Origin of the sequence: Streptococcus sanguinis (genome assembly GCF_050225395.1) — a bacterium.
In the GTDB taxonomy this organism is placed as follows: Bacteria; Bacillota; Bacilli; order Lactobacillales; family Streptococcaceae; genus Streptococcus.
The window spans coordinates 1186769-1212625 of record NZ_CP071431.1; the positions used below are offsets into that span (position 1 = coordinate 1186769).

A 25857-nucleotide genomic window follows, 5' to 3' on the forward strand; every position below is an offset into this window, starting at 1 on the left:
AGTTTTAGGATTGACATAGATAAAAACAATAAAGAAAGAATTGAAAATTGTGACAGAAAAACATAGTGAACGAATTGAGGAGTATAAGGATAAGCATAGACTGGAAAAACTTGAGGGCAAAAAAGTTTATGATAAGCCAGTTATCCGAACTGGTGATAAGGCAGGTTGCTATGGTTCAGGATTGATTTTACTTGGATCTGTTTTAGGAATTATTTATTTACTTCTTATACTGATAACGGATTGGGATTTGAAACTTTTCTCTTTCATCTGGGAAACACTTGCTGCGTTAGGGATAGTTTTCAGTCTTTTTGGAGCTTTTAAAATTGGTCAGTTGGAGCTGCACAGTTTGTCAATGGTAGCTGACAAAGAGAAAAATTTTGAAATCGATAAAGCTTTCAATCTTTATAACATCATTCACAAACCAACAAAGAAAATTTTACTTCAATATGATAGTGAGGATGATAGTTTAATTTCTCTGAATGCTGGAGGAGAGTTATTAGTTGAGCTCTTAAAGAGAGTTGAAGAAGAAAAATTGTCCTTTAAGGCTATTAACAAAACATTGAGTTTAGAAGAAGTATCTGAAAATCATTGGAAAATGCACTATCGTTATAAAAGACAGGACATAACATTAGAGAAATCCGATACATAGTGTTTGGCTTGTTATTTTAGTTGTATTGACTTAAACTGAAAAGTGAATTCAGAATCTGATAGTTTTTGAAGAGCATATAAAAAAGAGAGCTTCCTTTGAAAAATATTGGAAAAAATTATATAATGTTAAGGTATGGTCTTGCTTTGAGAATTCTTTTTGAGCAGACTATAGACGACTGGACTGGCAGCAGTCATGTTAGAGTTTTACATTAGATTAGAAATATATAATATAAAAGGAGTTTTTTATGCAAGTTATTAAACGGAGCGGTGAGGTTGTAGAATTTGACCCAGATAAAATCTATCAAGCAGTTTTAAAGGCAGCACAGACTGTCTATGTGTTGACAGATGATTTGCGTCAGAATTTAGCGCAGGTTACAAAGAAAGTTGTTCTGGATTTGGAAGAAGCTAAGGTTGAACGTGCGACGATTAGCATGATTCAGTCCATGGTTGAAAGTCGCCTCTTGGGTGCAGGTTATATTACTATTGCTGAGCATTATATCTCCTATCGCTTGCAGCGCGATTTAGAGCGCAATGGCTATGGAGATCATATAGCTGTGCATCTGCATTTTGAACAGGTAAGATAAAGTTAGAAAGCCCGCTGGGGCTTTTTTTGCTCTTGAGGTAGAGAGTATCACTTTAGAATTCATCCGCTTAAATCCTAGAAATATGTTAAAATAGTTAAAGATATAAAATTTTATCAATGATATTCGTTGAAAGGATAAATTATGGCAACGATTCAATGGTTTCCGGGGCATATGTCCAAGGCACGGAGACAGGTACAGGAAAATATTAAGTTTGTTGATTTTGTGACAATACTGGTTGATGCGCGACTGCCCTTATCTAGTCAGAATCCTATGCTGACTAAGATTGTGGGTGACAAGCCCAAACTTTTGATTTTAAACAAGGCTGATTTAGCTGACCCTGTTCGTATTAAGGAATGGCAGAGTTATTTTGAAAGTCAGGGGATTCCGACTTTATCTATTAATTCCAAAGAGCAATCTGCTGTTAAAAAAGTGACAGACGCAGCTAAGAAGCTTATGGCTGATAAATTGGCGCGTCAGAAAGAAAGAGGAATTCGCATCGAAACCCTGCGTACCATGATAATCGGTATTCCCAATGCTGGCAAATCAACCCTCATGAATCGCTTAGCTGGTAAGAAAATCGCTGTTGTTGGGAATAAGCCAGGTGTGACCAAGGGTCAGCAATGGCTCAAGTCAAATAAAGATTTGGAAATCTTAGATACACCAGGAATACTCTGGCCTAAGTTTGAAGATGAGACGGTTGCTCTCAAGCTTGCTCTAACTGGAGCTATTAAGGATAATCTGCTGCCTATGGATGAGGTGACGATTTTCGGCCTTAATTATTTTAAGGAGCATTATCCTGAGGAGCTGACCGCACGCTTCAAGCAGCTGGATCTAAGTCAGGAAGCACCCGATATGATTATGGATGTGACTCAAAAACTCGGCTTCCGCGATGACTATGACCGTTTTTACAGCCTTTTTGTCAAAGATGTCCGCGATGGCAAGTTAGGTCGTTATTGCTTGGACACGGTTGGAGAACTAGATGGCAACGATTAAAGAAATCCAGCAACGTTTAGAGTTAGTGACAGATTTGTTTGATCCTTTTCTGGCAGAAGCAGCTAATGACCAGAGGAGCGGAGTTCAAAAGGCGATTGAAAAGCGTAAAAGAGCCATTCAGGCGGAATTAGATGAGGATTTGCGTCTGGAGCAGATGTTACAGCATGAAAAAGAACTTTATAAAGCCGGCTATCAGACGATTGCTGGGATTGATGAAGTCGGTCGTGGTCCTCTAGCTGGACCAGTTGTCGCTGCAGCTGTCATCTTACCTCCAGGATGTAAAATTAAAGGGCTCAACGATAGTAAAAAAATTCCCAAGAAAAAACATCAAGAAATCTATCAGGCAGTTCTAGATAAAGCTTTGGCGGTCGGTATTGGCCTGATGGACAATGATATTATTGACAAAGTCAATATCTATGAAGCGACTAAGCTGGCTATGAAAGAGGCTTTGTCTAAGCTTCGTCTCAAGCCAGATTATCTGCTGATTGATGCCATAAAGCTAGATGTCGAGATTCCGCAAGAGTCCATCATCAAGGGCGATGCTAATTCGCTATCTATTGCAGCGGCCAGTATTGTTGCTAAGGTCACTCGGGATAAGCTGATGGCAGACTATGATAAGGAATTTCCTGGCTATGATTTTGCGCAAAATGCTGGTTATGGTACTAAGAGCCATTTGCAGGGCTTGGAGCGACACGGCGTAACTCCTATTCATCGCAAGACATTTGAACCAATAAAATCCATGTATGAATAGGCACGAAGAGGTGAGGCATGCTTATCAGTAAAATCTTAAACAATAATGTGGTGATTTCTGAAGAAAACCAAGAAGAAGTTATTCTCATGGGACGAGGACTGGCCTTTGGTCGAAAAGTTGGCCAGGAGATTCCAGATGAGCTGATTGAGAAAAAGTATGTCTTGTCAGAAAATAGACGACAGCTTCTGATGGAGTTGCCAGCAGAGGTCATGGAAATGTCAGATAAGATTATTTCTTTCGCAAGGGAGAAACTGCAGAAGAAACTCAAAGACACTGCTTTTCTGGCGATGGCAGATCATATCCACGGAGTCTTGCTGCGCTTGGAAGATGATATTTATCTCAAGAATTTTCTCATGTGGGATATTAAACGCTTTTTTCCTATCGAGTTTGAGGTTGGTCAGTATGCAAAACAGCTTTTGAGCGCTTATGTCAGCAAGGAACTTCCAGATGATGAAGCAGCATTTATGGCGCTGACCTTGGTCAATGCAGAGTTGGAAAATGGCGATGGAACTGCGCGTGATTTGACTATGATGATGGAGGAAATCATGACCATTGTCAAGTACAGTTTGGAAATTTCTTTAGATGAAGAAGATATCTACCTAGAGCGCTTCATGACCCATCTGAAATTTTTCTGTGAGCGAGTCCTGACTGATAATGGCCACCGTGACTTGGAGGACAATGAAATGTTTGACTTACTTAAATGTAAGTATCCCTTGGCTTATGAGACAACTAGGAAGATTGCTGAATTTTTAAAGCAAACCAGAAATTACCAAACATCAGAGGATGAACAACTGTACCTGACTATCCATTTGTCACGCATGAAAAGGAGGATGATATGCAAAGCGAATACGAAAAAATGATTGCTGGAGAGATTTACCGACCACAAGACAGTGAATTAAGAGAATTGGCAGCAAGGTCAAAGGAATTTCAATATCGTTTTAACCAAGAACAAGACAGTGTCAAGCGCACGGCTATTATCAAAGAATGGTTTGGCAGCACAGGGGAGAATCTTGCTATGAAGCCTGACTTGGTCTGTGATTATGGAATCAATATTCATCTAGGGGAGAATTTTTATTCTAACTGGAATCTGACTATGTTGGACGTTTGCCCGATTCGCATCGGAGATAATGCTTTGCTTGGTCCAAATTGCCAGCTTCTGACACCTCTTCATCCGCTTGATCCAGTGGAAAGAAATTCCGGTATTGAGTACGGAGCACCAATCACTATTGGTGATAATTTCTGGGCTGGCGGCGGTGTGACGATTCTGCCAGGCGTGACACTAGGAGATAATGTGGTAGTCGGAGCAGGAGCGGTTGTGACCAAGTCTTTTGGTGATAATGTAGTCTTGGCTGGCAATCCTGCTAAAATTATTAAGGAAATTCCTGTTCATAGTGAATAAAAGGTGTGTTAGGCAAGGAGACCAGCTATTGATAACACCAAATTTAATAGAATCGTAAAGAAGGAACTGTATTGCAGTTCTTTTTTTGAACTTTTTTACGAATAAGAAAGTGAGGTGAAAAAATGAATAATTTTGAAATTTATAAAATGAAAAGAGCTGGCTTGACCAATCATCAGGTTTTAAATGTTTTGAGATACGCTGAGAGTAGAGATGGCAAGCTTTCTCTGCGAGATAAGGCTGTCGTATCTGAGTGCCGCAATCCTGCTCTCTTTATTGAGAAATACAAGAGGCTTGATTTACCGGCTTTGAAAGAAGAATTTGAACTTTTTCCGTCCTTTTCTATCTTGGATGATATTTATCCTTGGGATTTATGCGAAATTTACGATGCCCCGACCTTGCTATTTTATCAGGGAAATCTAAATCTACTAGAATTGCCCAAGGCTGCAGTCGTTGGCAGTCGAGACAGCAGTAAGCAAGGAAATGCCTCTGTACAAAAGATTATCAAAGAGCTAAACAATGAATTGGTTATCGTCAGTGGCCTGGCTCGAGGGATTGATACAGCGGCTCATATGGCTGCCCTGCAAAACGGAGGTCAGACCATTGCTGTCATTGGTACTGGTTTGGATGTCTTTTATCCCAAGGCCAACAAAAAATTACAAGCTTACATTGGCAAAAATCATTTATTGCTGACAGAGTATGGTCCGGGTGAACAGCCTTTGAAATTTCACTTTCCAGAGCGGAATCGTATCATCGCCGGTCTCTGTCGAGGCGTCATTGTAGCAGAAGCCAAGATGCGCTCAGGCAGCCTGATTACCTGTGAGCGAGCCATGGAAGAAGGGCGGGATGTCTTTGCTATTCCGGGGTCAATTTTAGATGGAAAATCTGACGGTTGCCATCATTTGATTCAAGAGGGCGCAAAGTGCATCACATCAGGCTCTGACATTCTTTCTGAGTTTGATTTTTAAAACAAGTTTTCCTATAAGAAAAGTTAGCAGTTGACATCTATCAAAAAATAGTTTAAACTCTATGAGATTTATTTCTTATAGAAGGTGTCTAAATTGGTAACAAAAACAAAGAAAAAGTCTACGACCAAGAAAAATCTTGTCATCGTAGAGTCGCCTGCTAAGGCAAAAACAATAGAAAAATATCTAGGACGAAACTATAAGGTTCTAGCCAGTGTCGGGCATATTCGTGACCTGAAAAAGTCTACTATGTCAATTGATTTTGAGAACAACTATGAGCCACAATACATCAATATTCGTGGTAAAGGTCCCTTGATTAATGACTTGAAAAAAGAAGCGAAGAAAGCTAAGCAAGTCTTTCTGGCAAGTGACCCGGATCGCGAAGGAGAAGCTATTTCTTGGCATCTGGCTCACATTCTGAATCTGGATGAGAAAGAGAAAAACCGTGTCGTCTTCAATGAAATCACCAAAGATGCGGTCAAGAATGCTTTTAAAGAGCCACGCCAGATTGATATGGATTTGGTCGATGCGCAGCAGGCTCGCCGAGTTCTGGATCGCTTGGTTGGTTATTCCATTTCTCCTATTCTCTGGAAAAAAGTCAAAAAAGGTTTGTCAGCTGGTCGGGTGCAGTCTGTCGCCCTCAAGCTGATTATCGACCGAGAAAATGAAATCAATGCCTTCAAACCAGAAGAATACTGGACAATTGACGGAACCTTCAAGAAAGGAACTCGTCAGTTTCAGGCCAGCTTCTATGGTATGAATGGCAAAAAGATGAAGCTGACCAACAACGAGGATGTCAAGGAAGTTCTGTCTCACCTCAAGGGTGATGACTTTACAGTCGACAGTGTCGAAAAGAAAGAGCGTCGACGCAATGCTCCGCTGCCCTACACGACTTCCTCTATGCAGCAGGATGCTGCTAATAAGATTAATTTCCGGACTCGTAAGACCATGATGGTGGCCCAGCAGCTCTATGAGGGAATTAATATCGGTTCTGGCGTACAAGGTCTGATTACGTATATGCGTACCGACTCGACTCGCATCAGCCCTGTGGCGCAAAATGAAGCAGCAAGCTTTATAACGGATAAATTTGGCGCCAAATATTCCAAACATGGCAGCAAGCCCAAGAACGCTTCTGGCGCTCAAGATGCCCACGAAGCCATTCGTCCTTCCAGCGTTTTCAATACTCCAGAAAGCATCGCAAAGTATCTGGATAAGGATCAGCTTAAGCTCTATACGCTGATTTGGAACCGTTTTGTAGCCAGTCAAATGACAGCAGCAGTCTTTGATACTATGAATGTTAAGCTGGGGCAAAATGGTGTCCAATTTGCTGCCAACGGCAGTCAGGTCAAGTTTGATGGCTATCTGGCTATTTATAACGACTCTGACAAGAATAAAATGCTGCCAGACATGGAAAAGGGTGATAAAGTCAAGCGTGTCAATACCAATCCAGAACAGCACTTTACCCAGCCACCTGCACGTTATTCTGAAGCGACTCTTATCAAGACTTTAGAAGAAAATGGTGTTGGTCGGCCGTCTACCTATGCGCCTACCATTGAGACTATTCAGAAACGTTATTACGTTAAGCTGGTTTCCAAGCGTTTTGAGCCAACGGAATTAGGTGAGATTGTCAATTCACTGATTGTCGAATTTTTCCCAGGCATTGTAAATGTGAAATTTACAGCCGAAATGGAAGCAAAACTGGATGATGTAGAAGTTGGAAAAGAGCAGTGGCAGAAAGTTATTGACGAGTTTTATCAACCTTTTGAAAAGGAAGTGGCCAAAGCTGAGACTGAAATGGAGAAAATCCAAATCAAGGATGAACCGGCTGGTTTTGACTGCGAGGTCTGCGGCAGTCCCATGGTCATCAAGTTGGGGAGATTTGGCAAGTTCTATGCCTGCAGCAATTTCCCTGACTGCCGTCACACTCAGGCTATCGTCAAGGAAATTGGCGTGACCTGTCCACAGTGCCAGAAAGGTCAAGTTATCGAGCGTAAAACTAAGCGAAATCGCATTTTCTATGGCTGTGATCGTTATCCTGACTGTGATTTTACATCTTGGGACAAGCCAGTCGGTCGGAACTGTCCAAAATGTGACCATTATCTGATTGAAAAGAAAGTACGCGGCGGTGGCAAGCAAGTGGTCTGCAGCAATGGCGATTACGAAGAAGAAAAAGTGAAATAGTTATTTTCACATAATTTATATTACGTAAAATATCTTTCTGAAGAAGAGGTACAGTTTTATGACGGATAAATTTGCAGAATTTCTAAAAATTGCGTATCAACTGAATAAGATGGGAATTGTTCCACTTCTGATGGGTTCTCTAGGTCTGGAGCAAGTTACTGGACAAGACTGGCAGGCGCGTGATATTGATATTCATGTTCATGGAGATGAGCGTGGCTGGGAAGCACCAGATGAAGAACGTATTTACGATATGGACAAGATTGAGCCTATGATGGAGCGCTTGGGCTATTGTTTAGTCGATTTGCACGAGCATGAATTTCAAAAAGAAGGCTTATCAATTGAATTTGGAGTCATGGAAACCTTGGAGGCATTTTCAGGTGTGTCAATAGCGAAGCTATCTCGAAAAGAAGTTGAAGGTGTTCAGTTTCTACTGCCGACAGCAGAGCAATTTTTAGCTATCTACCGCGCTTCTTCCCAAGATTCTTATCGAAATGAAAATAACAATCATAAGGATTTTGCTAAGATTGCTTACTTGGAAAAAATGACAAAATGATAGACATTCAGGAATTCTCCTGTCTGTCTTTTTTACTATCTTTTTGTTATAATGGTCAGAGTGAAAATCTAGAAATATCCAAGGGAGAGTATCATGTCATCATCCTATATCAATGTTATCGGTGCTGGTCTGGCTGGCAGTGAAGCAGCTTACCAGATTGCCAAGCGTGGAATCCCAGTCAAACTCTATGAAATGCGGGGTGTCAAGTCGACGCCTCAACACAAAACTGCGGACTTTGCAGAACTGGTCTGCTCTAACTCTCTGCGAGGAGATGCCTTGACCAATGCAGTTGGCCTGCTTAAGGAAGAAATGCGGCGGTTGGACTCAGTTATCTTAAAGTCAGCAGAAGCGACTCGGGTGCCAGCGGGTGGTGCTCTAGCGGTTGATAGAGAAGGTTTTTCTCAGATGGTAACGGAACTAGTGAGCAACCATCCATTGATTGAGGTCATTCGTGAAGAAATCACCGAAATTCCAGAGGGTGACATCACAGTCATTGCGACAGGACCCTTGACCAGCGATGCTTTGGCAGAAAAAATCCACACACTCAATGGGGGAGACGGTTTTTACTTCTACGATGCAGCTGCACCAATCATCGATGTCAATACCATTGATATGACAAAGGTCTATCTCAAATCCCGCTATGATAAGGGGGAAGCAGCCTATCTCAATGCACCTATGACCAAGCAAGAATTTATGGATTTCCATGATGCTTTGGTCAATGCTGAGGAAGCACCGCTCAATTCCTTTGAGAAGGAAAAATACTTTGAAGGCTGCATGCCTATTGAAGTTATGGCTAAGCGGGGCGTTAAAACCATGCTTTATGGACCGATGAAGCCGGTTGGTTTAGAATATCCAGATGACTACCAAGGGCCTCGTGACGGAGACTTTAAGACCCCATACGCTGTGGTGCAGCTCCGTCAGGATAATGCAGCGGGCACTCTCTACAATATCGTTGGCTTCCAAACCCATCTCAAATGGGGCGAACAAAAGCGGGTCTTTCAGATGATTCCTGGCCTTGAGAATGCAGAATTTGTTCGCTATGGTGTCATGCATCGAAACTCCTATATGGACTCTCCAAATCTGCTGGAACAGACTTTCCGCTCTAAGAAACAGCCAAATCTTTTCTTTGCAGGTCAAATGACTGGAGTTGAAGGGTACGTAGAGTCAGCAGCTTCAGGTCTAGTTGCTGGTATCAATGCCGCTCGACTCTTCAAGGGAGAAGAAGCACTTGTTTTTCCAGAAACAACAGCTATCGGCAGCCTGCCACATTATGTTACCCATGCTGACAGCAAGCATTTCCAACCCATGAATGTCAATTTTGGCATTATCAAAGAGCTGGACGGCCCTCGGATTCGTGACAAGAAAGAGCGCTATGAGAAAATTGCTGAGCGAGCCTTGCAGAATTTACAGCCTTATTTGGATAAATAATCTATTTTCTATCATTATCTAATAAAAATCATTAAAAAGTTAGGAAATTCCTAACTTTTTTGCTTAATTTGTGATATAATAAATAAAAATTTTGAAAATAGAAAGTTTTCTGAAAATGAATAAATCCTATTTTTACCTTGAAATGAAAACACATGAGTTGGTCGTTCCTTATACTAAGCAAAAACGCCGTGTCCGCGTCTTGCTTCCAAAGAACTATAGCCAGGATACAAATAAGACGTATCCGGTCGTTTATTTTCATGACGGCCAAAATGTTCTCTATAGCAAGGAATCTTTCAGCGGCCATTCGTGGAAAGTCATTCCGACAATCAAACGCAATCCTGATATTGAGAAAATGATTGTCGTGGCTGTTGATAACGATGGTCAACGGCGGATGAATGAATACGCAGCTTGGAAGTTCCAAGAGTCCAATATTCCCGGCATTCAGTTTGGCGGCAAGGGAACGGAGTATGCGGAGTTTGTCATGGAAGTCGTCAAGCCTTTTATCGACCAGCATTATCGGACTAAGTCAGATCGGCTGCATACAGCCATGATCGGCTCCTCTCTTGGGGGAAATATCAGCCAGTTTATTGGTGTTGAATACCAAGATCAGATTGGCTGTCTGGGCATCTTTTCATCAGCTAATTGGCTGCATCAGGAAGCTTTTGACCGTTATATTGAGAGAAAGAAACTTCAGTCAGACCAGCGAGTCTACATTTATGTTGGGACAGAAGAGGCTGATGATACAGATAAGACATTGATGGCGGGCAATATCAAGCAGGCCTATATTGATTCATCGCTCAGCTATTTCCGGCAGTTACTTGTATCTGGGGTCGATTTGTCCAATATTCAGATTAAGATCCAGTCTGGAGCTATTCACAACGAAATCGCTTGGGCGGAGCACTTGCCGGACTGTTTCCGTTTTATCGGCGAAAAATGGTAAGCTAGTCAAACACTAAGAAAGAGGTAGAAACTATGCATGTAGAATTTTTAAGTCATTGGAGCGGTAATCTAGGCCGTGAAATGTATGTCAATCGCTATGGGCACGCTGGGCTCCCGATTATAGTCTTCGCATCATCAGGCGGCAGCCACAATGAGTATGCTGACTTTGGCATGATTGAAGCCTGCGCTGGCTTTATTGAGGCCGGTAAGGTCCAGTTTTTCACTCTCAGCAGTGTTGATAGTGAGAGCTGGCTGGCGGACTGGAAGCATCCTCACGACCGAGCAGAAATGCATCGTGCATATGAGCGTTATGTCATAGAGGAAGCTATTCCTTTCGTTAAGCATAAGACAGGCTGGTTTGACCCTATGATGACGACAGGCTGCTCCATGGGAGCTTATCATGCTGTTAATTTCTTCCTGCAGCATCCAGATGTTTTCAATAAAGTGATTGCCCTCAGTGGTGTCTATGATGCACGATTCTTTGTCGGTGACAATTTGAACGACGAAGTCATTTATCAAAACTCGCCAGCTGACTATATTTGGAACCAAAATGATGGCTGGTTTATTGACCGCTATCGACAGGCCGATATTATCGTTTGTACTGGCTTGGGCGACTGGGAGCAAGATGGTCTACCTTCCTTCTACACGCTGAAAGAAGCTTTTGAGCATAAGAATATTCCAGCTTGGTTTGCTGAATGGGGCCATGATGTTTCCCATGACTGGATTTGGTGGCGTAAGCAAATGCCTTATTTCCTTAATGAACTCAATCTTTAAAGGAGGTTTCCTATGAATTATATCGTTATTTCTCCCTACTATCCGCAAAATTTTCAGCAGTTTACCGTGGAACTGGCTAACAAAGGAATTACTGTTCTGGGAATCGGTCAGGAGCCTTATGACCAGCTAGACCAGCCTTTGAAGGATTCATTGACCGAATATTTCAGAGTAGAAAATCTTGAAAATCTTGACGAAGTAAAAAGAGCGGTGGCTTTTCTCTTCTACAAGCATGGACCTATTGATCGGATTGAGTCTCATAATGAATACTGGCTGGAACTGGACGCTGAGTTGCGTGAGCAATTCAATGTCTTTGGAGCAAAACCAAAAGACTTGAAAAAGACCAAGTTCAAATCAGAGATGAAGAAGCTCTTTAAAAAAGCAGGTGTTCCAGTCGTTCCAGGTCAGATTGTTAACACAGAAGCTGGTGCTGATTTGGCTGTCAAGAAACTTGGTCTGCCTTTGATTGCTAAGCCTGATAATGGAGTAGGAGCAGCTGCAACCTTTAAATTAGAAACAGCAGAAGATGTCGAACGATTCAAGCAAGAATGGGATCATCAGACAGCTTATTTCTTTGAAAAGTTTGTCCAATCTGGCGAGATATGTACCTTTGATGGTTTGGTAGATAAGGATGGTCAGATCGTCTTTGCAACCACCTTTGACTATGCTCATACACCGCTGGATTTGATGATCTATAAGATGGACAATTCCTACTACGTTCTCAAGGATATGGATCCAAAACTGCGTGCTTATGGAGAAGCGATTGTCAAAATCTTCGGCATGAAAGAACGCTTTTTCCATATTGAGTTCTTCCGCGAAGGTGATGATTATGTAGCTATTGAGTACAATAACCGTCCAGCTGGCGGCTTTACCATCGATGTCTATAATTTCGCCCACTCAATCGATCTTTACAGAGGCTATGCAGCGATTGTAGCAGGAGAGCCTTTCCCAGCTGCCCACATGGAGCCGTTGTACTGTCTTGCAACCTCGCGCCGTGCATCGACAAACTATGCTTACCCTGAGGATGACTTGCTGGAGAAATACAGAGATAACTTCAAGGTTAAAAAAGACATGCCGGCTGCATTTGCGGAGCTGCAAGGTGATTACCTCTATATGCTGACAACACCAAGCCGTGAGCAAATGGAGCAGATGATTGCAGATTTTGCTAAACAGGCGGACTAATCAAAAGCATGCTCTGCTATTATTTTCGTATAACAGTTTCAAAATAGTAAAAACTACTCTAGCACAAAAAGTTTGTGAAATTTCTATTTTGGTATCGAAAACCAGTTTATCCAATGGATCGACTGGTTTTTCTTTGTGAAATGTAAGTGAGCAAAAGTTTTGACAGTGCTTACAGCTTTAGATAGAATTAAATAGAAGAATTATGCTTAGAAAGGCAAAAAAATGGCAACTTTAGATAAAGATCTTTTGTTAGAGATGTTCCGTAAGATGGAAGAAATTCGTCGAATGGACTTAAAAATTGCTCAACTTGTAAAAAAAGGAAAGGTTCCTGGAATGACTCACTTCTCAGTAGGTGAGGAAGCAGCCAATGTTGGTGCTATGCTGGCTTTGAACGAGGATGATTTGTTGACTTCTAATCACCGGGGACACGGTCAAGCTATCGCCAAAGGAATCAACCTCAACGAAATGATGGCGGAAATCCTAGGGAAATACACCGGTACCTGTAAAGGAAAAGGTGGCTCTATGCACATTGCTGACCTAGATGCCGGAAACCTTGGTGCCAATGGTATTGTGGGCGGTGGCATGGGAATTGCTGTTGGAGCAGCTCTGACCCAGCAAATGCATAAGACAGGTAAGATTGTTGTCTGCTTCTTTGGTGACGGTGCTACCAACGAAGGTGTCTTCCACGAAGCAGTCAACATGGCTTCTATCTGGAACCTTCCAGTAATTTTCTATTGTATCAATAACGGCTATGGTATTTCTGCTGACATCAAGAAAATGACCAATGTAGAGCATATCCACGAGCGCAGCGCAGCTTATGGCATCCCAGGTATGTTCATCGAAGATGGCAATAATGTTCTGGATGTCTATGAAGGATTCCAAAAGGCTGTCGAGCATGTTCGCAGTGGTAAAGGACCTGTCTTAATCGAGAGTGTGACCTATCGTTGGTTGGGACACTCTTCCTCTGACCCAGGTAAATACCGTACTCGTGAAGAGGTAGAAGAATGGAAGAAGAAGGATCCAATCGAAAATCTTCGTAAATACCTGCTGGAAAACAAGATTGCAAGCGAGGAAGAGCTAGAAGCTATCCAAGCTGGAGTCAAAGAAGCAGTAGAAGCATCTGTCAATTTCGCAGAAGAAAGCCCATTCCCGCCGCTTGAATCTGCCTTTGAAGATATTTACGCAGACTAAAGAGAGGAGAAAAAGAAAATGGAAACTAAAACTATGTCTTTTCGTGACACCATTATCCTCGCTATGTCTGAGGAAATGCGTCGCGATGAAAATGTACTCTTGATGGGAGAGGATGTCGGAGTCTTTGGTGGAGATTTCGGAACATCTGTTGGTATGCTGGAAGAGTTTGGACCAGAGCGTGTACGTGACTGTCCGATTTCGGAAGCAGCGATTTCTGGAGCAGCAGCTGGAGCAGCTATGACAGGGCTGCGTCCAATCGTAGACATGACCTTTATGGACTTCTCTGTAATCGCCATGGATGCTATTGTTAATCAAGCCGCTAAAACTCGCTATATGTTTGGCGGAAAAGGCCAAGTACCAATGACTGTCCGCTGTGCAGCAGGTAATGGAGTTGGTTCTGCCGCCCAGCACTCGCAGTCTTTGGAATCTTGGTTTACTCACATTCCAGGGCTTAAGGTAGTCGCTCCAGGAACTCCGGCTGATATGAAGGGGCTTCTCAAGGCTTCTATCCGAGACAACAACCCAGTCATTATCCTGGAATACAAGTCTGAATTTAACCAAAAAGGCGAAGTACCACTAGATCCTGAGTATGTAATCCCACTCGGTGTAGGTGAAATCAAAAAAGAAGGTACCAATGTAACAGTTGTTACCTATGGAAAAATGCTTCGCCGTGTCATGCAGGCAGCTGAAGAATTGGCAGAAGAAGGTATCTCTGTAGAAGTGGTTGACCCACGTACATTGGTGCCGCTTGATAAGGATATTATCATCAATTCTGTTAAGAAGACTGGAAAGGTTGTTCTGGTTAATGACGCCCACAAAACCAGCGGTTTCATTGGTGAAATTTCAGCGATTATTTCTGAGTCTGAAGCATTTGACTATCTAGATGCGCCAATCCGCCGCTGTGCTGGTGAAGACGTGCCAATGCCTTATGCGCAGAACTTAGAAAATGCGATGATTCCGACCGTTGAAAGTATCAAAGACGCTATTCGGAAGACATATCATAAAGAATAAGGTATAATAAAGAAAAGGCTTTCTTATGAATCAGATTACATAAATTATTTTATGTAATCTGATCTTGTGTAGAGGGTCAAAGTAGCTAAAATTTTACTAATTACAGACAATCGTTATTCGGACCGATTTTATCCGATGAGCGAATTAGTAAATCTACAAGGTTAATCGCCGATAGTGACAACCGTAGTAACTTGAGATACGTTTGTATCCAAGTTACTTGTAAAGTTGCAACAGGAGAGAGTCGAATCGATGATATTCGACGAACGACTTAGTAAGTCTACTAGGTTGGTCGCAGATAGCGACAACCGTAGTAACTTGAGATACGTTTCGTATCCAAGTTACTTGTAGAGTTGAACTCGGGCTAAAAGCTTGGGAAAAAGATAAATCTTCTTGGCTTCATCGAAGCCTGCATTGATTTCCTATTTTTCAATCGCTTTTCACGCCCTTAGTATCATAATTAGAATTGGAGAGGTCATGGCTGATGATAAGCTAAGAGCGACTCCTGCAGCCAGAAAGTTAGCGGATGATTTGGGAATCAACCTCTATGATGTTTCTGGCTCAGGTGCAAACGGTCGTGTCCACAAAGAAGACGTGGAAACTTATAAAGATACAAATGTGGTGCGCATTTCACCACTGGCAAAACGAATTGCCCAAGAACACAATATTGCTTGGCAAGAGATTCAAGGAACTGGCCATCGTGGCAAGATTATGAAGAAGGATGTTCTTGCCTTCTTGCCTGAGAATGTTGAGAGCGATACAATCAAATCTCCTGCTCAAATTGAAAAAGTGGAAGAAGTGCCTGATAATGTCACTCCTTACGGTGAAATTGAGCGTATTCCGATGACGCCAATGCGGAAGGTTATCGCTCAGCGAATGGTAGAATCTTACCTGACGGCGCCGACATTCACCCTTAACTATGATGTTGATATGACAGAAATGCTGGCCTTGCGTAAAAAAGTACTGGAGCCAATCATGGAAGCAACTGGCAAGAAAGTAACTGTTACAGACCTGCTTTCGCTGGCTGTTGTGAGAACACTGATGAAGCATCCTTATCTCAACTCAACTTTGACAGAGGATGGCAAGACCATTATCACACACAACTATGTCAACCTTTCAATGGCAGTCGGTATGGATAATGGCCTGATGACGCCGGTTGTCTATAATGCAGAAAAAATGAGCCTATCAGAGCTTGTAGTAGCCTTTAAAGATGTAATCGGACGTACCTTGGAAGGCAAGTTGGCTCCAAGCGAGCTGCAAAATTCAACCTTCACAGTCAGTAACTTAGGTATGTTTGGCGTTCAGTCTTTTGGGCCAATTATCAACCAGCCAAACTCTGCTATCTTGGGTGTGAGCTCAACGGTAGAGAAACCTGTCGTTGTTAATGGCGAAATTGTTATCCGTCCAATTATGAGTCTGGGCTTGACCATTGACCACCGTGTAGTTGATGGAATGGCTGGAGCTAAGTTTATGAAGGATTTGAAGGCTTTGATTGAAGATCCAATTTCAATGTTGGTATAAGATTTTATTTTCTTTGCTATTCTAAAAAGCGAAGAAGCACTCAGCAAATGAAAAATTAAATTAGAAAAGGAAAGAAAAATGGCTTTAGAAGTAATTATGCCAAAAGCCGGTGTGGATATGACCGAAGGGCAAATTGTCCAATGGAATAAGAAAGTCGGCGAATTTGTCAAAGAAGGGGAAATCCTTCTGGAAATCATGACTGACAAGGTCAGCATGGAATTGGAAGCTGAAGAAGACGGCTATCTGATTGCCATTCTCAAAGGTGATGGTGAAACTGTTCCAGTTACGGAAGTCATCGGTTACTTAGGAGAAGAAGGAGAAAACATTCCAACTGCTGGTGGAACTGCACCTGCGGAAGCACCAACTCCTGCAACAGCGGCAGAAAGTACAGATGATGATAAGAGTGATGATGCTTACGATATCGTTGTTATCGGTGGCGGACCTGCTGGTTATGTAGCGGCTATCAAAGCAGCTCAGCTGGGTGGTAAAATTGCCTTGGTAGAGAAGTCTGAGCTAGGCGGAACCTGCTTGAACCGTGGCTGTATTCCTACCAAGACTTACTTGCACAATGCTGAAATCATTGAAAACCTTGGTCACGCTGCTAATCGCGGTATCATCATCGAAAATCCAAGCTTCTCAGTGGACATGGACAAGGTTCTGGAAACCAAAAACAAGGTTGTCAATACGCTTGTCGGCGGTGTTGCCGGTCTTCTCCGCAGCTATGGCGTAGATGTCCATAAGGGAATTGGTACCATTACTAAAGACAAGAATGTTCTTGTAAACGGCAGCGAGCTGCTAGAAACGAAGAAGATTATCTTGGCTGGTGGTTCAAAAGTCAGCAAGATCAATGTCCCAGGTATGGAATCATCTCTTGTTATGACTAGTGATGATATTCTGGAAATGAACGAAGTGCCTGAAAATCTGGTAATTATCGGCGGTGGTGTTGTCGGTATTGAGCTTGGACAAGCCTTCATGACATTTGGCTCAAAAGTTACCGTTATCGAAATGATGGACCGTATCGTACCAGCTATGGATGCGGAAGTTTCTAAAAACCTTCGCCTCATCTTGGAGCGTAAGGGCATGACAATTCTAACTGAAACTAAGTTGGAAGAAATCATCGAAGAAAACGGCAAACTTCGTATCAAAGTTGAAGGAAAGGAAGATATTCTAGCAGATAAGGCCCTGCTTTCTATCGGACGCGTGCCAGACCTAGAAGGCATTGGTGAGGTTGAGTTCGAACTGGATCGTGGCCGTATCAAGGTCAATGAGTACATGGAAACTTCTGTTTCAGGTATTTACGCACCAGGTGATATCAATGGTACTAAGATGCTGGCTCACGCAGCCTTCCGTATGGGTGAAGTTGCTGCTGAAAATGCTCTGAAAGGTAACCACCATGTTGCTAAACTCAATCTGACACCTGCAGCTATCTACACCCTGCCAGAAGTAGCAGCAGTTGGTTTGACAGAAGAGCAAGCTCGTGAGAAATACGATGTAGCAATTGGTAAGTTTAACTTCGCTGCTAACGGCCGTGCTATTGCTTCAGACGCAGCTCAAGGCTTCGTTAAAGTCATTGCTGACAAGAAGTACGGTGAAGTGCTCGGTGTCCATATCATTGGTCCTGCAGCCGCAGAATTGATCAACGAAGCATCAACCATCATCGAAATGGAAATCACCGTAGAAGAAATGCTTAAGACCATACACGGTCACCCAACCTTCTCAGAAGTTATGTACGAAGCATTTGCGGACGTACTGGGATTGGCAGTTCACTCACCTAAGAAAAAATAATTTAAAAGATAGATTAGACTGGGTATAAAACATTGTTCCAGTCTCTATCGTATAAAGAGGTAGCTTATGAAATACATTGTTAACTACTCAAATGATACAGCTTTTAATATTGCTCTGGAAGAATATGCTTTCAAACACCTCTTAGATGAGGATGAAATTTTCCTGCTCTGGATTAACAAACCCTCTATCATAGTGGGGCGTCACCAAAATACCATCGAAGAAATCAACCGTGATTATGTTCGTGAGCATGGCATTGAGGTCGTACGTCGTATCAGCGGCGGTGGAGCTGTTTATCATGATCTGAACAACCTCAACTACACCATTATCTCCAAGGAAAGCGAAGATCGTGCTTTTGACTTCAAGAGTTTTTCTACGCCTGTTATCAACACCTTGGCAGAACTTGGGGTAAAGGCTGAATTCACTGGCCGCAATGACCTAGAGATTGATGGCAAGAAGTTCTGTGGCAATGCGCAGGCCTATATCAATGGCCGTATCATGCACCACGGCTGCCTACTCTTTGATGTTGATTTGTCTGTCTTGGCCAATGCGCTTAAGGTTTCTAAAGACAAGTTCGAATCAAAAGGTGTCAAATCTGTCCGTGCACGCGTGACAAATATCGTCAATGAATTGCCAGAAAAGATTACTGTCGAAGAATTCCGTGACCTGCTTCTGGACTATATGAAGAAAGAATATCCAGAAATGACAGAATATGTCTTCTCTGAGAAAGAACTAGAAGAAATCAAGCAAATCAGAGATAGCAAGTTTGGAACTTGGGACTGGAACTACGGTAAATCGCCTGAATACAATGTGCGCCGTGGCACCAAGTTTACCAGCGGTAAGGTAGAAATCTTTGCCAATGTTGTTGAATCCAAGATTCAGGATATTAAAATCTATGGAGACTTCTTTGGTATTGAGGACGTAGCAGCAGTAGAAGATGTGTTGCGCGGCGTTAAATACGAACGCGAAGATGTTCTGAAAGCTCTTGAAACGATTGATATTAGCCGTTACTTTGCTGGAATCAGCAGAGAAGAGATTGCCGAAGCTATCGTTGGTTAAAATATGACATAAAGAAAACCAAGCTCTCGAAGAGTTTGGTTTTTCATGTAAACGATATATTTCAAATCAACAACATTCTTACGTTTCCTTAACCAGCTAGTTTTCTCTGGGCTTTATCTACTAGATATGATAAAATGATAGGGAATCAGAGAAAGAGGTGTCTTGATGCAGAAAGTCCCAGTAGAAAGCCTTGGTCTGTTTGAGCAGTTGGACCGCACAGTTGTAGCTTTTCTGAAGAAAAAACCATCTCCTAATCCAGACAATTTTTATGTTAGCATATCTGAAGAAGATTATGAGAAAAAGAAAGAAGAATTTGAAAAATCAGGCTATCAAGCCGTGGAATTGCCGCTTGGAATGGCGTTAGATAATGTTATTCAGCAACCTTCTTTTCAAAACCTAGTTATTGGCGGCCTCTACATGGTAGATATCCTCGTTCCCAAAGAAGACCTGATGCCCTTAAAGGATCTTGTTGACAGCTTTTGTATCATGTTTGCAGCAGCTAATAATCGAATAGAAAATATCAAGGCTTACGATCTGATGAAGAGTAAGACAGTTTACTTTATCGGAAAACTCTTCACGGACAATCCTCATCCAGGAGATGAAGTTAGCTTTGAAGGGCTGAATAGAGAAACAGCAGAAGGCTCCTACGAAGCAGTCAAGTGCTTCTTAACTAGAGAAAGCGCCGAAAAGTACAATGCAAAAAATCGACCAGTCACAGCAGCAAATCTGGAACATCTCAAGCACTTCTGGGGCAAGCCACTGATTGTCGAGCCGCATCGGAACTATTGGATTGAGTTTTTATAAAAGAAAGAGCGAAGCATCTAAAATATATTTTTCGCTCTTTTGTTGTTATTGTCACACCGTTTATTACATATTTTAAATTATGTAATATTATAATTTGTCCAAAGCATTCTTTTGCTCGTCATTGACAATGTGGGTGTAGAGGTCTGTTACCTGAGTGCTAGCATGCCCTAGCTGATGACTGACAAGAACTTGAGATTTGGTTGCATCGTATAAACGTGTAGCAAGCGTGTGGCGGAGTTTGTGAGGCGTTACTCGCACCTTGAAGTCCTCAGAATATTTGGCCACCATTTTTTCAACACTGGAAGCATCGATTCGATTAGGAGTGCCGCGGTATTCAGTCAAAAAGAAGGCTGTATCAGTCTTTTCGGCCTTGTATCGCTTGATCCGAATGCTCAGATACTCTTCTAAATAGGGCTTGGCAAAAGCGGCAACATTGACAGAGTCTCTTTTTCCACCTTTCCTTGTCACTTCAATGACCATCATTTTGAGATTGATGTCTTTCAGGTCCAAATTAACAGCTTCAGACAGACGAACACCAGAGGCTAGCAGCAAGGCAATGATGGCTAAATCTCGTTCCTTGTTCTTGTTAAAAGAGGATAGGGCACGGTTAGAGAGCTTCTTGGGGTACTCCCTATCAATATACAGGAGAAATTCTTCTGTCTCATCTCCTAAAAAGAGCTTCTGCTTAATATTCTCTGCACGAGCAGCCAGAGTTTCCTTTTTCTTCTTAGTAGATACCTTTTTCATCACATTTCGATAGAAGTAGGGCTCACCCTGCTCGTTTTCAACTTCCTCGGTTAAATATTTGTAGAGGCTGGACAAAGCCGAAAGAGTCCGGTTAATGGTTGTCTGAGAAACACCGTTTTGAGTTGTATTAGCATTTAGAAGCGGTCGCTCGCGCAGATACAGAATGAAGGCCTCCATGTCTTTCTTGCTCATGTTTTCCAAGACCGAGAGAGGAATCTCAGCAATATGCGAAGCATTTGTTATGCCAGATTCTAGCACCCAGTTAAAAAATCGATCATATTCTTTGAGATATTCGTATAAGGTTGTAAAACTATAAGGCACTGCCAACTTAGACTGGTAATATTCCAGAATGTACCAGGGCATGGTGGCCTTGAGTTTATCAATTCTTTCTAATAACAGTTCACGTCTCATTAAAAATCTCCGTTTTTTCTATAACAGTAGTATAGCATATTCAGATATATTTTTCAAGAAAATTATAGTTTTTCGGAAAGATGTAAGAGGGCATATATAGTCCAACCTTATTACAAAAACGGATAATAAAAACAAGACAGTATTGAGAAATTAGACTCTGTCTTGTTTCACTAAAACTTATTCTTCTAATTCAATTTTTTGAAAATAATCCAGTTGCCATTTTTGTGTTGCCTGAGCTGTTTTATTTAAATTTGTGCACCAGGACGGATAAAACCGCATAGCCATCTTTCCTTTACAATCCTTTGTAGAAAGAATTTTTTTACTGATAGCCACCTCTTTGGGAATGATAAATATACCGCAATGACGGTCGTCGATGACGACAATAACCAGTTCATTACCCAAGTCTTTATCAGTATAAGGAATATTCTTATTGTCTTGGTCTTTTTTCCAAAAGACTGTAAAGTATCCTTCTTTTTTAGGTGTTTTCTTTGCCAAACGGCATCTTTTATATTCTTGATTATCCTTTGGCTTAATCAAAATGTTTTCATAGTATTCATTCCATTTTTCATTTATCAGATCAAAGTCACCATAATAATACCTATAAAGAATGTCTGTCATTTTCCTTCTTTTATCGCCTTTCTAATTTTTTACCAAAATTAAATTATGTAAAATAATTACTAGAATAAAAACCCTTTAATCAAATTAACTACTTGTTCATTTTGCGGCAAGGAAGAATGATGGGCGTCTTTGCCTACGATGACGACCTCTCTGTGTGAAGCAATCTTTCCTTTGTAAATCAAGCTCCCAGCCTCTACACTGCTTTTATGAACAATTCCGTCACCATCTCGGAAAAAAATTCCCAAAATCGACAAATGCTGAAGCTTTTTAGGGAGTTTTCCCTGGTTAGATACAAAGTCATCTAACATCGCAACTCGATGATTGAGATTCTTCTTGTTTAGATTATAAGGACTGCCAATAGTCAGGAGCTTTTCCATCTCCAACTCAGAATGGTTTGCCAGGTATTGCTGCAGGAATACTGTATAAATTAGACCACCGTTAGAATGCCCCAACGCCTTGAAGCTGTTAAAAGAGTACTTCTCTCGCAAGACAGTCAAGGCAGCATCAAACATGGCCGCCTGCTGCTTGATGTTTTCATAACCATCGCGATTATTTTGAAAGCCAACCACAAAAATAGGATTTCTATCCTTCCGCTTCAAATGCCCTCGGTAAGTCATGTGTCCGTCATTCCAGACTTTAATACGAACCAGACTATGACATGGATGCTGATTTCGGTTAATTTTTTTAACCATTCGATTAAAACGATTCTCAGTCGCCGAACTACCTGGAATCATGATAATAGGACATATTTCGACCTTGCTGGCAGGAAGATGAGAAATAGGGTGGGAAGGCAGCTTATTTAATAAATTTTGAAAGGTTTTAGCAAGTCGATGAATCAATTGAGTCAAAAAAGGCTTCATTCTAGTCTCCGTATCTGAATCTGATATTTCCAGAAACAAGCCACATAACGGATTTATGTAGCTTGTTATTTTCTCTTTGAAAGAAATATGCTAAATTACTTTATTTCTTAATTACATTATTTAACTTAAATTGCTTTCTATCTGAAACATTTTTTCTTTAGGTTTATCTTCCCCTAATAATTGATTATTAAAAAAATTAGCCATTGGAAGAAAAAAGTCTAAATCTAAATGCTTTCCATTAACGACTGGTATTTTTAACTCAATATTTCCAATTTTAATAGAAGAGTTTTTTCCTTGAAGGGATTTTATAGTTACTATTTCATCTAAATTAATTTCTGGTATATTCTTAATAGTTGAAAATACCATTGATTGACGAACTATATCGTAAACATTTACTTTACGCATACTCTTTAGAAGATGAGTTCGAGCGTTATAAGCGTATCCTGAAACAAGTAAAGCAGTAAAAAATTCAAATGGATTCTCTTGGTAACCTTTTTCTAATACATCAATTGCTGCTTCAACAGCTAATTTTGAATGATAAAGTTGCCATCCTAACGCATCTGAATAACCTGCGTTCCCTGCAAATTCGTTTTTTATTTGAGCTATTTCCTTTTTTACTCGTTGAATATAGTCTTCGCTATTTTTCATATAAGCAGAAATAGCACGTTTGTTACCAAAGTTTCCTGCTCTTCTAAATCCGTAGCGTCTAACTTTTAGAGAAGTTTCTGCATTATCATTATTTTCTTGATATATAGCTGAAAAATCTGTAAAAACACTTAACGAACTATTTATATCAATTAAACTATAAAGCTTTTCAGTAGGGACTAATAATCCAAAAGAAGCTAAAGTAAGTTCTTGAAACCATTTCTCATTTTGGTAACCAGCTTGTACAGCAATTGAATTCCAGTAATGAACATCACGATGCGTATGTCCACTAATTAACCAATATCTGTTATCTGGCTCAGGCTTATAAATACTAGGATAGGGGGGTTCTTCTTTTGGGAATAAAGCAAGAGTCTGCCACCAAGAATCTATTGCGTTTTCAGCGAGTGAATCCATCGGCCAGTGTGTTACTATGAATAGTGATTCGTTTTTATTTAATCTAGTAATTCTCTTATTTGCAAAATCACACCAGTCTTTATTAAGTTTTTTAAGAGTTTCTATATCGAAATTTTTAACTTGAGTGCAATCTGGTACGCGGTTTTCTAAGTCTTTGATTGTTGCAGTTAATAACCAATTTGAATCATTTTCATCAATGTATTCAAATAAGTCATAAACATCTGCTATGCGATTCAGGTCTAGGACTGTATAATTTAAATTAGTGAAGCCAGTATCTCCGATAAATACCAAATCACCTATCTTGTACTCTCTACCAGTAAGGAGAAGGCGACAGAATTTATTTCTCTCTGTTGCCATTGAAGCTTGCTCAATACATTCAACCCATGTTCTCTTTTTATCTGAATAAGTCCAATAATCGTGATTTCCTAAAACTACAAAAGATGTAATCTGAGCTTTTTCAAGAATTTGTATGAAATCAAGCGTCTCAAAGAAATCATCAAAAAAATCTCCAGCTAAAACAAAAATATTTCCTTCTCTGTTTGAATATAGTAAATCAATAAAAAATTTTATATTTTGTTTAATTTTATTTTTAGAATATTGATAATCTCCACTTTTCAATACTTCTTCCATATATTTGAAATGAGCAATAGGATCATTCTCTAATTTTATTAATTTCTGTTTTACATACCCTGGAAGTGCTTTTTTATCAAAATGTAAATCACTCAATACATAAATATCAGGTTTTTCATTCATAATAATCTCCTAAATTTATAAAACTAAATCCTAACTAAGTTAATAAAGAAATTCTTCTCCTACTTCCGCTTCTTCTTGTTTTTCTTCATTTGCTTGGCCATCTTGTTCATACTGCGGCGCATTAGAAATTCTCCAGCCTTCCCTTTGAGGCCGCCACCAAACATTTGGCTCATATCCGGCATGCCGGCTCCTCCTAAGCCTGACATATCTGGTATACCGCCTTGGCCCATCATGCCTTCAAGAGCTGACATGTCGGGCATTCCTCCGCCACCAGGCATGTTCTTAGGCATATTGTTTGGATTGAGCCCCATTTGCTTCATCATCTTGCTCATATCGCCTGACAGAACGCCCTGCATCATCTGCTTAGCTTGATTGAAGTCTTTGATAAATTTATTGACATCGACGAAGCTGTTACCTGAACCATTGGCAATGCGACGGCGGCGGCTAGGACTCAGTAAGTCAGGATTTTCCCGCTCAGCCGGTGTCATAGAGGATACGATAGCACGCTTGCGGGCAATTTCTTTCTCATCCACTTTGATATTCTTGAGGGCGGGATTATTGGCCATGCCTGGAATCAGCTTGAGCAAATCCTCCATAGGTCCCATACCTTGCACCTGATCCAGCTGATCAATAAAATCATTGAAATCAAAGGTGTTTTCCCGCATCTTTTCAGCCATTTCAAGCGATTTTTTCTCATCGTATTCTTGAGAGGCTTTTTCGATCAAAGTCAGCATGTCCCCCATGCCCAAAATCCGGCTGGACATACGATCTGGGTGGAAGGTTTCGATATCAGTAATCTTTTCACCGGTACCAGTAAATTTAATGGGCTTACCAGTAATCTGACGGACAGACAAGGCTGCACCGCCACGGGTATCACCATCAATCTTAGTCAGGATAACCCCAGTCACTTCCAGTTGGCTGTTAAATTCGCGAGCAACATTAGCCGCTTCCTGACCAATCATGGCATCTACAACCAAGAGGATTTCATTCGGATTAGCCAGCGATTTGACATCAGATAGCTCCTGCATGAGCTTTTCGTCAATCTGAAGGCGCCCAGCCGTATCAATCAGGACATAATCGTTGTGGTTGGCTTTTGCCTGCTCCAAACCTTGACGGACAATCTCAACAGCTGGAACTTCCGTACCCAAAGCAAAAACTGGTACATCAATTTGCTGTCCAAGTGTTTTCAGCTGATCAATAGCCGCCGGACGGTAAATATCCGCCGCAATCATGAGCGGACGAGCATTTTCTTCTTTCTTGAGCTTATTAGCAAGCTTACCAGCAAAGGTAGTCTTACCAGCCCCTTGCAGACCAACCATCATAATAATAGTCGGAATCTTTGGTGACTTGATAATCTCAGCAGTATCAGAGCCTAGGATAGTTGTCAGTTCTTCGTCAACAATCTTGATAATCTGTTGCGCTGGATTGAGGGTGTCGATAACTTCATGACCGACAGCGCGCTCACGGACTTTCTTGATAAAGTCTTTGACAACTGGCAGGGCAACGTCGGCTTCTAAAAGGGCCAGACGAATCTCTTTGGTCGCTTCTTGGACATCACTCTCTGAGATTTTTCCTTTTCTGCGCAGATTTTTAAAGACGTTCTGCAAACGTTCCGTTAAACTTTCAAATGCCATTTTTTATTTCTCCTAGTTT

General features: G+C 41.3%; 24 protein-coding genes. 19 read left to right on the forward strand and 5 right to left on the reverse strand.

The window, feature by feature from the left end:
• Window positions 1-49: 49 nt before the first annotated feature.
• The 19 genes from J1C81_RS06005 (at window position 50) to J1C81_RS06095 (ending at window position 19756) form a co-directional block, all read left to right on the forward strand.
• Window positions 50-649, forward strand: coding sequence for a hypothetical protein (locus J1C81_RS06005; protein WP_002900332.1), 600 nt, complete (start codon window positions 50-52; stop codon window positions 647-649).
• Between the two features lie 244 nt (window positions 650-893).
• On the forward strand, window positions 894-1232 hold the full coding sequence (locus J1C81_RS06010; RefSeq protein ID WP_002895476.1) for an ATP cone domain-containing protein: 339 nt from the start codon (window positions 894-896) through the stop codon (window positions 1230-1232).
• Between the two features lie 141 nt (window positions 1233-1373).
• Window positions 1374-2225, forward strand: coding sequence for a ribosome biogenesis GTPase YlqF (gene ylqF, locus J1C81_RS06015; protein ID WP_002915185.1), 852 nt, complete (start codon window positions 1374-1376; stop codon window positions 2223-2225).
• Window positions 2212-2976 carry a ribonuclease HII gene (locus J1C81_RS06020; protein WP_002915186.1) on the forward strand — a complete coding sequence of 255 codons (765 nt, stop codon included), beginning with the start codon at window positions 2212-2214 and terminating at the stop codon, window positions 2974-2976. The genes ylqF and J1C81_RS06020 overlap by 14 nt, the downstream gene beginning before the upstream one ends.
• Window positions 2977-2993: 17 nt before the next feature.
• A complete protein-coding gene (locus J1C81_RS06025; protein WP_002915187.1) occupies window positions 2994-3836 on the forward strand; it encodes a PRD domain-containing protein in 843 nt (280 codons plus the stop codon).
• Window positions 3812-4375 (forward strand): sugar O-acetyltransferase, encoded by a 564-nt coding sequence (locus J1C81_RS06030; protein ID WP_002915188.1) that lies wholly within the window; start codon window positions 3812-3814, stop codon window positions 4373-4375. Before J1C81_RS06025 ends, J1C81_RS06030 begins: the two co-directional genes overlap by 25 nt.
• Before the next feature lie 122 nt (window positions 4376-4497).
• Window positions 4498-5340 (forward strand): DNA-processing protein DprA, encoded by an 843-nt coding sequence (dprA, locus tag J1C81_RS06035; protein ID WP_002915189.1) that lies wholly within the window; start codon window positions 4498-4500, stop codon window positions 5338-5340.
• A gap of 84 nt (window positions 5341-5424) precedes the next feature.
• Complete coding sequence (gene topA / locus J1C81_RS06040) at window positions 5425-7518, forward strand: type I DNA topoisomerase (RefSeq protein ID WP_002915190.1); 2094 nt, start codon at window positions 5425-5427, stop codon at window positions 7516-7518.
• Between the two features lie 58 nt (window positions 7519-7576).
• Window positions 7577-8071 (forward strand): hypothetical protein, encoded by a 495-nt coding sequence (locus tag J1C81_RS06045; RefSeq protein ID WP_002915191.1) that lies wholly within the window; start codon window positions 7577-7579, stop codon window positions 8069-8071.
• Between the two features lie 93 nt (window positions 8072-8164).
• The gene (trmFO, locus tag J1C81_RS06050) at window positions 8165-9499 is read left to right on the forward strand and encodes a methylenetetrahydrofolate--tRNA-(uracil(54)-C(5))-methyltransferase (FADH(2)-oxidizing) TrmFO (RefSeq protein ID WP_002915192.1); all 1335 of its coding nucleotides are present in this window, start codon (window positions 8165-8167) and stop codon (window positions 9497-9499) included.
• Between the two features lie 115 nt (window positions 9500-9614).
• On the forward strand, window positions 9615-10439 hold the full coding sequence (locus tag J1C81_RS06055) for an alpha/beta hydrolase (RefSeq protein ID WP_002915193.1): 825 nt from the start codon (window positions 9615-9617) through the stop codon (window positions 10437-10439).
• A 32-nt stretch (window positions 10440-10471) separates the two neighbouring features.
• Window positions 10472-11212 carry an esterase family protein gene (locus J1C81_RS06060; RefSeq protein WP_002915194.1) on the forward strand — a complete coding sequence of 247 codons (741 nt, stop codon included), beginning with the start codon at window positions 10472-10474 and terminating at the stop codon, window positions 11210-11212.
• Between the two features lie 12 nt (window positions 11213-11224).
• A complete protein-coding gene (locus J1C81_RS06065; RefSeq protein WP_002915196.1) occupies window positions 11225-12391 on the forward strand; it encodes an ATP-grasp domain-containing protein in 1167 nt (388 codons plus the stop codon).
• A 222-nt stretch (window positions 12392-12613) separates the two neighbouring features.
• Window positions 12614-13582 carry a thiamine pyrophosphate-dependent dehydrogenase E1 component subunit alpha gene (locus J1C81_RS06070; protein WP_002915197.1) on the forward strand — a complete coding sequence of 323 codons (969 nt, stop codon included), beginning with the start codon at window positions 12614-12616 and terminating at the stop codon, window positions 13580-13582.
• An 18-nt stretch (window positions 13583-13600) separates the two neighbouring features.
• On the forward strand, window positions 13601-14593 hold the full coding sequence (locus J1C81_RS06075; RefSeq protein ID WP_002915198.1) for an alpha-ketoacid dehydrogenase subunit beta: 993 nt from the start codon (window positions 13601-13603) through the stop codon (window positions 14591-14593).
• 474 nt (window positions 14594-15067) lie between these two features.
• Window positions 15068-16111 carry a dihydrolipoamide acetyltransferase gene (locus J1C81_RS06080; protein ID WP_002915199.1) on the forward strand — a complete coding sequence of 348 codons (1044 nt, stop codon included), beginning with the start codon at window positions 15068-15070 and terminating at the stop codon, window positions 16109-16111.
• Between the two features lie 78 nt (window positions 16112-16189).
• Window positions 16190-17896 carry a dihydrolipoyl dehydrogenase gene (lpdA, locus tag J1C81_RS06085; RefSeq protein ID WP_002915201.1) on the forward strand — a complete coding sequence of 569 codons (1707 nt, stop codon included), beginning with the start codon at window positions 16190-16192 and terminating at the stop codon, window positions 17894-17896.
• Window positions 17897-17962: 66 nt separating this feature from the next.
• Window positions 17963-18952 (forward strand): lipoate--protein ligase, encoded by a 990-nt coding sequence (locus J1C81_RS06090; RefSeq protein ID WP_002895497.1) that lies wholly within the window; start codon window positions 17963-17965, stop codon window positions 18950-18952.
• Window positions 18953-19117: 165 nt separating this feature from the next.
• The gene (locus J1C81_RS06095; RefSeq protein ID WP_002915202.1) at window positions 19118-19756 is read left to right on the forward strand and encodes a hypothetical protein; all 639 of its coding nucleotides are present in this window, start codon (window positions 19118-19120) and stop codon (window positions 19754-19756) included.
• Between the two features lie 87 nt (window positions 19757-19843).
• On the opposite strand, the gene xerS is transcribed toward J1C81_RS06095, so the two are convergent.
• The 5 genes from xerS to ffh form a co-directional block, all read right to left on the reverse strand.
• Window positions 19844-20914 (reverse strand): tyrosine recombinase XerS, encoded by a 1071-nt coding sequence (gene xerS, locus J1C81_RS06100; protein ID WP_002915203.1) that lies wholly within the window; start codon window positions 20912-20914, stop codon window positions 19844-19846.
• Window positions 20915-21091: 177 nt separating this feature from the next.
• The gene (locus J1C81_RS06105; RefSeq protein WP_002915204.1) at window positions 21092-21532 is read right to left on the reverse strand and encodes a MepB family protein; all 441 of its coding nucleotides are present in this window, start codon (window positions 21530-21532) and stop codon (window positions 21092-21094) included.
• Between the two features lie 59 nt (window positions 21533-21591).
• Entirely contained in the window at window positions 21592-22392 is an 801-nt protein-coding gene (locus tag J1C81_RS06110) for an alpha/beta hydrolase (protein ID WP_002915205.1), read from the reverse strand.
• 120 nt (window positions 22393-22512) lie between these two features.
• Window positions 22513-24204: a metallophosphoesterase gene (locus tag J1C81_RS06115; RefSeq protein WP_002915206.1), complete on the reverse strand. Its 1692-nt coding sequence runs from the start codon at window positions 24202-24204 to the stop codon at window positions 22513-22515.
• Between the two features lie 59 nt (window positions 24205-24263).
• Complete coding sequence (gene ffh, locus J1C81_RS06120; protein WP_002915207.1) at window positions 24264-25838, reverse strand: signal recognition particle protein; 1575 nt, start codon at window positions 25836-25838, stop codon at window positions 24264-24266.
• Between the last annotated feature and the right edge of the window lie 19 nt (window positions 25839-25857).

Excerpts from the sequence above, each read along its gene's own strand:
- J1C81_RS06055 (WP_002915193.1), top strand. The coding sequence starts at position 9,615 with ATGAATAAATCCTATTTTTACCTTGAAATGAAAACACATGAGTTGGTC.
- J1C81_RS06095 (WP_002915202.1), top strand. The coding sequence starts at position 19,118 with ATGCAGAAAGTCCCAGTAGAAAGCCTTGGTCTGTTTGAGCAGTTGGAC.
- trmFO (WP_002915192.1), top strand. The coding sequence starts at position 8,165 with ATGTCATCATCCTATATCAATGTTATCGGTGCTGGTCTGGCTGGCAGT.
- J1C81_RS06045 (WP_002915191.1), top strand. The coding sequence starts at position 7,577 with ATGACGGATAAATTTGCAGAATTTCTAAAAATTGCGTATCAACTGAAT.
- J1C81_RS06070 (WP_002915197.1), top strand. The coding sequence starts at position 12,614 with ATGGCAACTTTAGATAAAGATCTTTTGTTAGAGATGTTCCGTAAGATG.
- J1C81_RS06010 (WP_002895476.1), top strand. The coding sequence starts at position 894 with ATGCAAGTTATTAAACGGAGCGGTGAGGTTGTAGAATTTGACCCAGAT.
- J1C81_RS06025 (WP_002915187.1), top strand. The coding sequence starts at position 2,994 with ATGCTTATCAGTAAAATCTTAAACAATAATGTGGTGATTTCTGAAGAA.
- J1C81_RS06030 (WP_002915188.1), top strand. The coding sequence starts at position 3,812 with ATGCAAAGCGAATACGAAAAAATGATTGCTGGAGAGATTTACCGACCA.
- ffh (WP_002915207.1), bottom strand. The coding sequence starts at position 25,838 with ATGGCATTTGAAAGTTTAACGGAACGTTTGCAGAACGTCTTTAAAAAT.
- J1C81_RS06105 (WP_002915204.1), bottom strand. The coding sequence starts at position 21,532 with ATGACAGACATTCTTTATAGGTATTATTATGGTGACTTTGATCTGATA.
- J1C81_RS06115 (WP_002915206.1), bottom strand. The coding sequence starts at position 24,204 with ATGAATGAAAAACCTGATATTTATGTATTGAGTGATTTACATTTTGAT.
- J1C81_RS06110 (WP_002915205.1), bottom strand. The coding sequence starts at position 22,392 with ATGAAGCCTTTTTTGACTCAATTGATTCATCGACTTGCTAAAACCTTT.
- J1C81_RS06090 (WP_002895497.1), top strand. The coding sequence starts at position 17,963 with ATGAAATACATTGTTAACTACTCAAATGATACAGCTTTTAATATTGCT.
- dprA (WP_002915189.1), top strand. The coding sequence starts at position 4,498 with ATGAATAATTTTGAAATTTATAAAATGAAAAGAGCTGGCTTGACCAAT.
- ylqF (WP_002915185.1), top strand. The coding sequence starts at position 1,374 with ATGGCAACGATTCAATGGTTTCCGGGGCATATGTCCAAGGCACGGAGA.
- xerS (WP_002915203.1), bottom strand. The coding sequence starts at position 20,914 with ATGAGACGTGAACTGTTATTAGAAAGAATTGATAAACTCAAGGCCACC.
- J1C81_RS06065 (WP_002915196.1), top strand. The coding sequence starts at position 11,225 with ATGAATTATATCGTTATTTCTCCCTACTATCCGCAAAATTTTCAGCAG.
- J1C81_RS06075 (WP_002915198.1), top strand. The coding sequence starts at position 13,601 with ATGGAAACTAAAACTATGTCTTTTCGTGACACCATTATCCTCGCTATG.
- J1C81_RS06080 (WP_002915199.1), top strand. The coding sequence starts at position 15,068 with ATGGCTGATGATAAGCTAAGAGCGACTCCTGCAGCCAGAAAGTTAGCG.
- J1C81_RS06060 (WP_002915194.1), top strand. The coding sequence starts at position 10,472 with ATGCATGTAGAATTTTTAAGTCATTGGAGCGGTAATCTAGGCCGTGAA.
- lpdA (WP_002915201.1), top strand. The coding sequence starts at position 16,190 with ATGGCTTTAGAAGTAATTATGCCAAAAGCCGGTGTGGATATGACCGAA.
- J1C81_RS06020 (WP_002915186.1), top strand. The coding sequence starts at position 2,212 with ATGGCAACGATTAAAGAAATCCAGCAACGTTTAGAGTTAGTGACAGAT.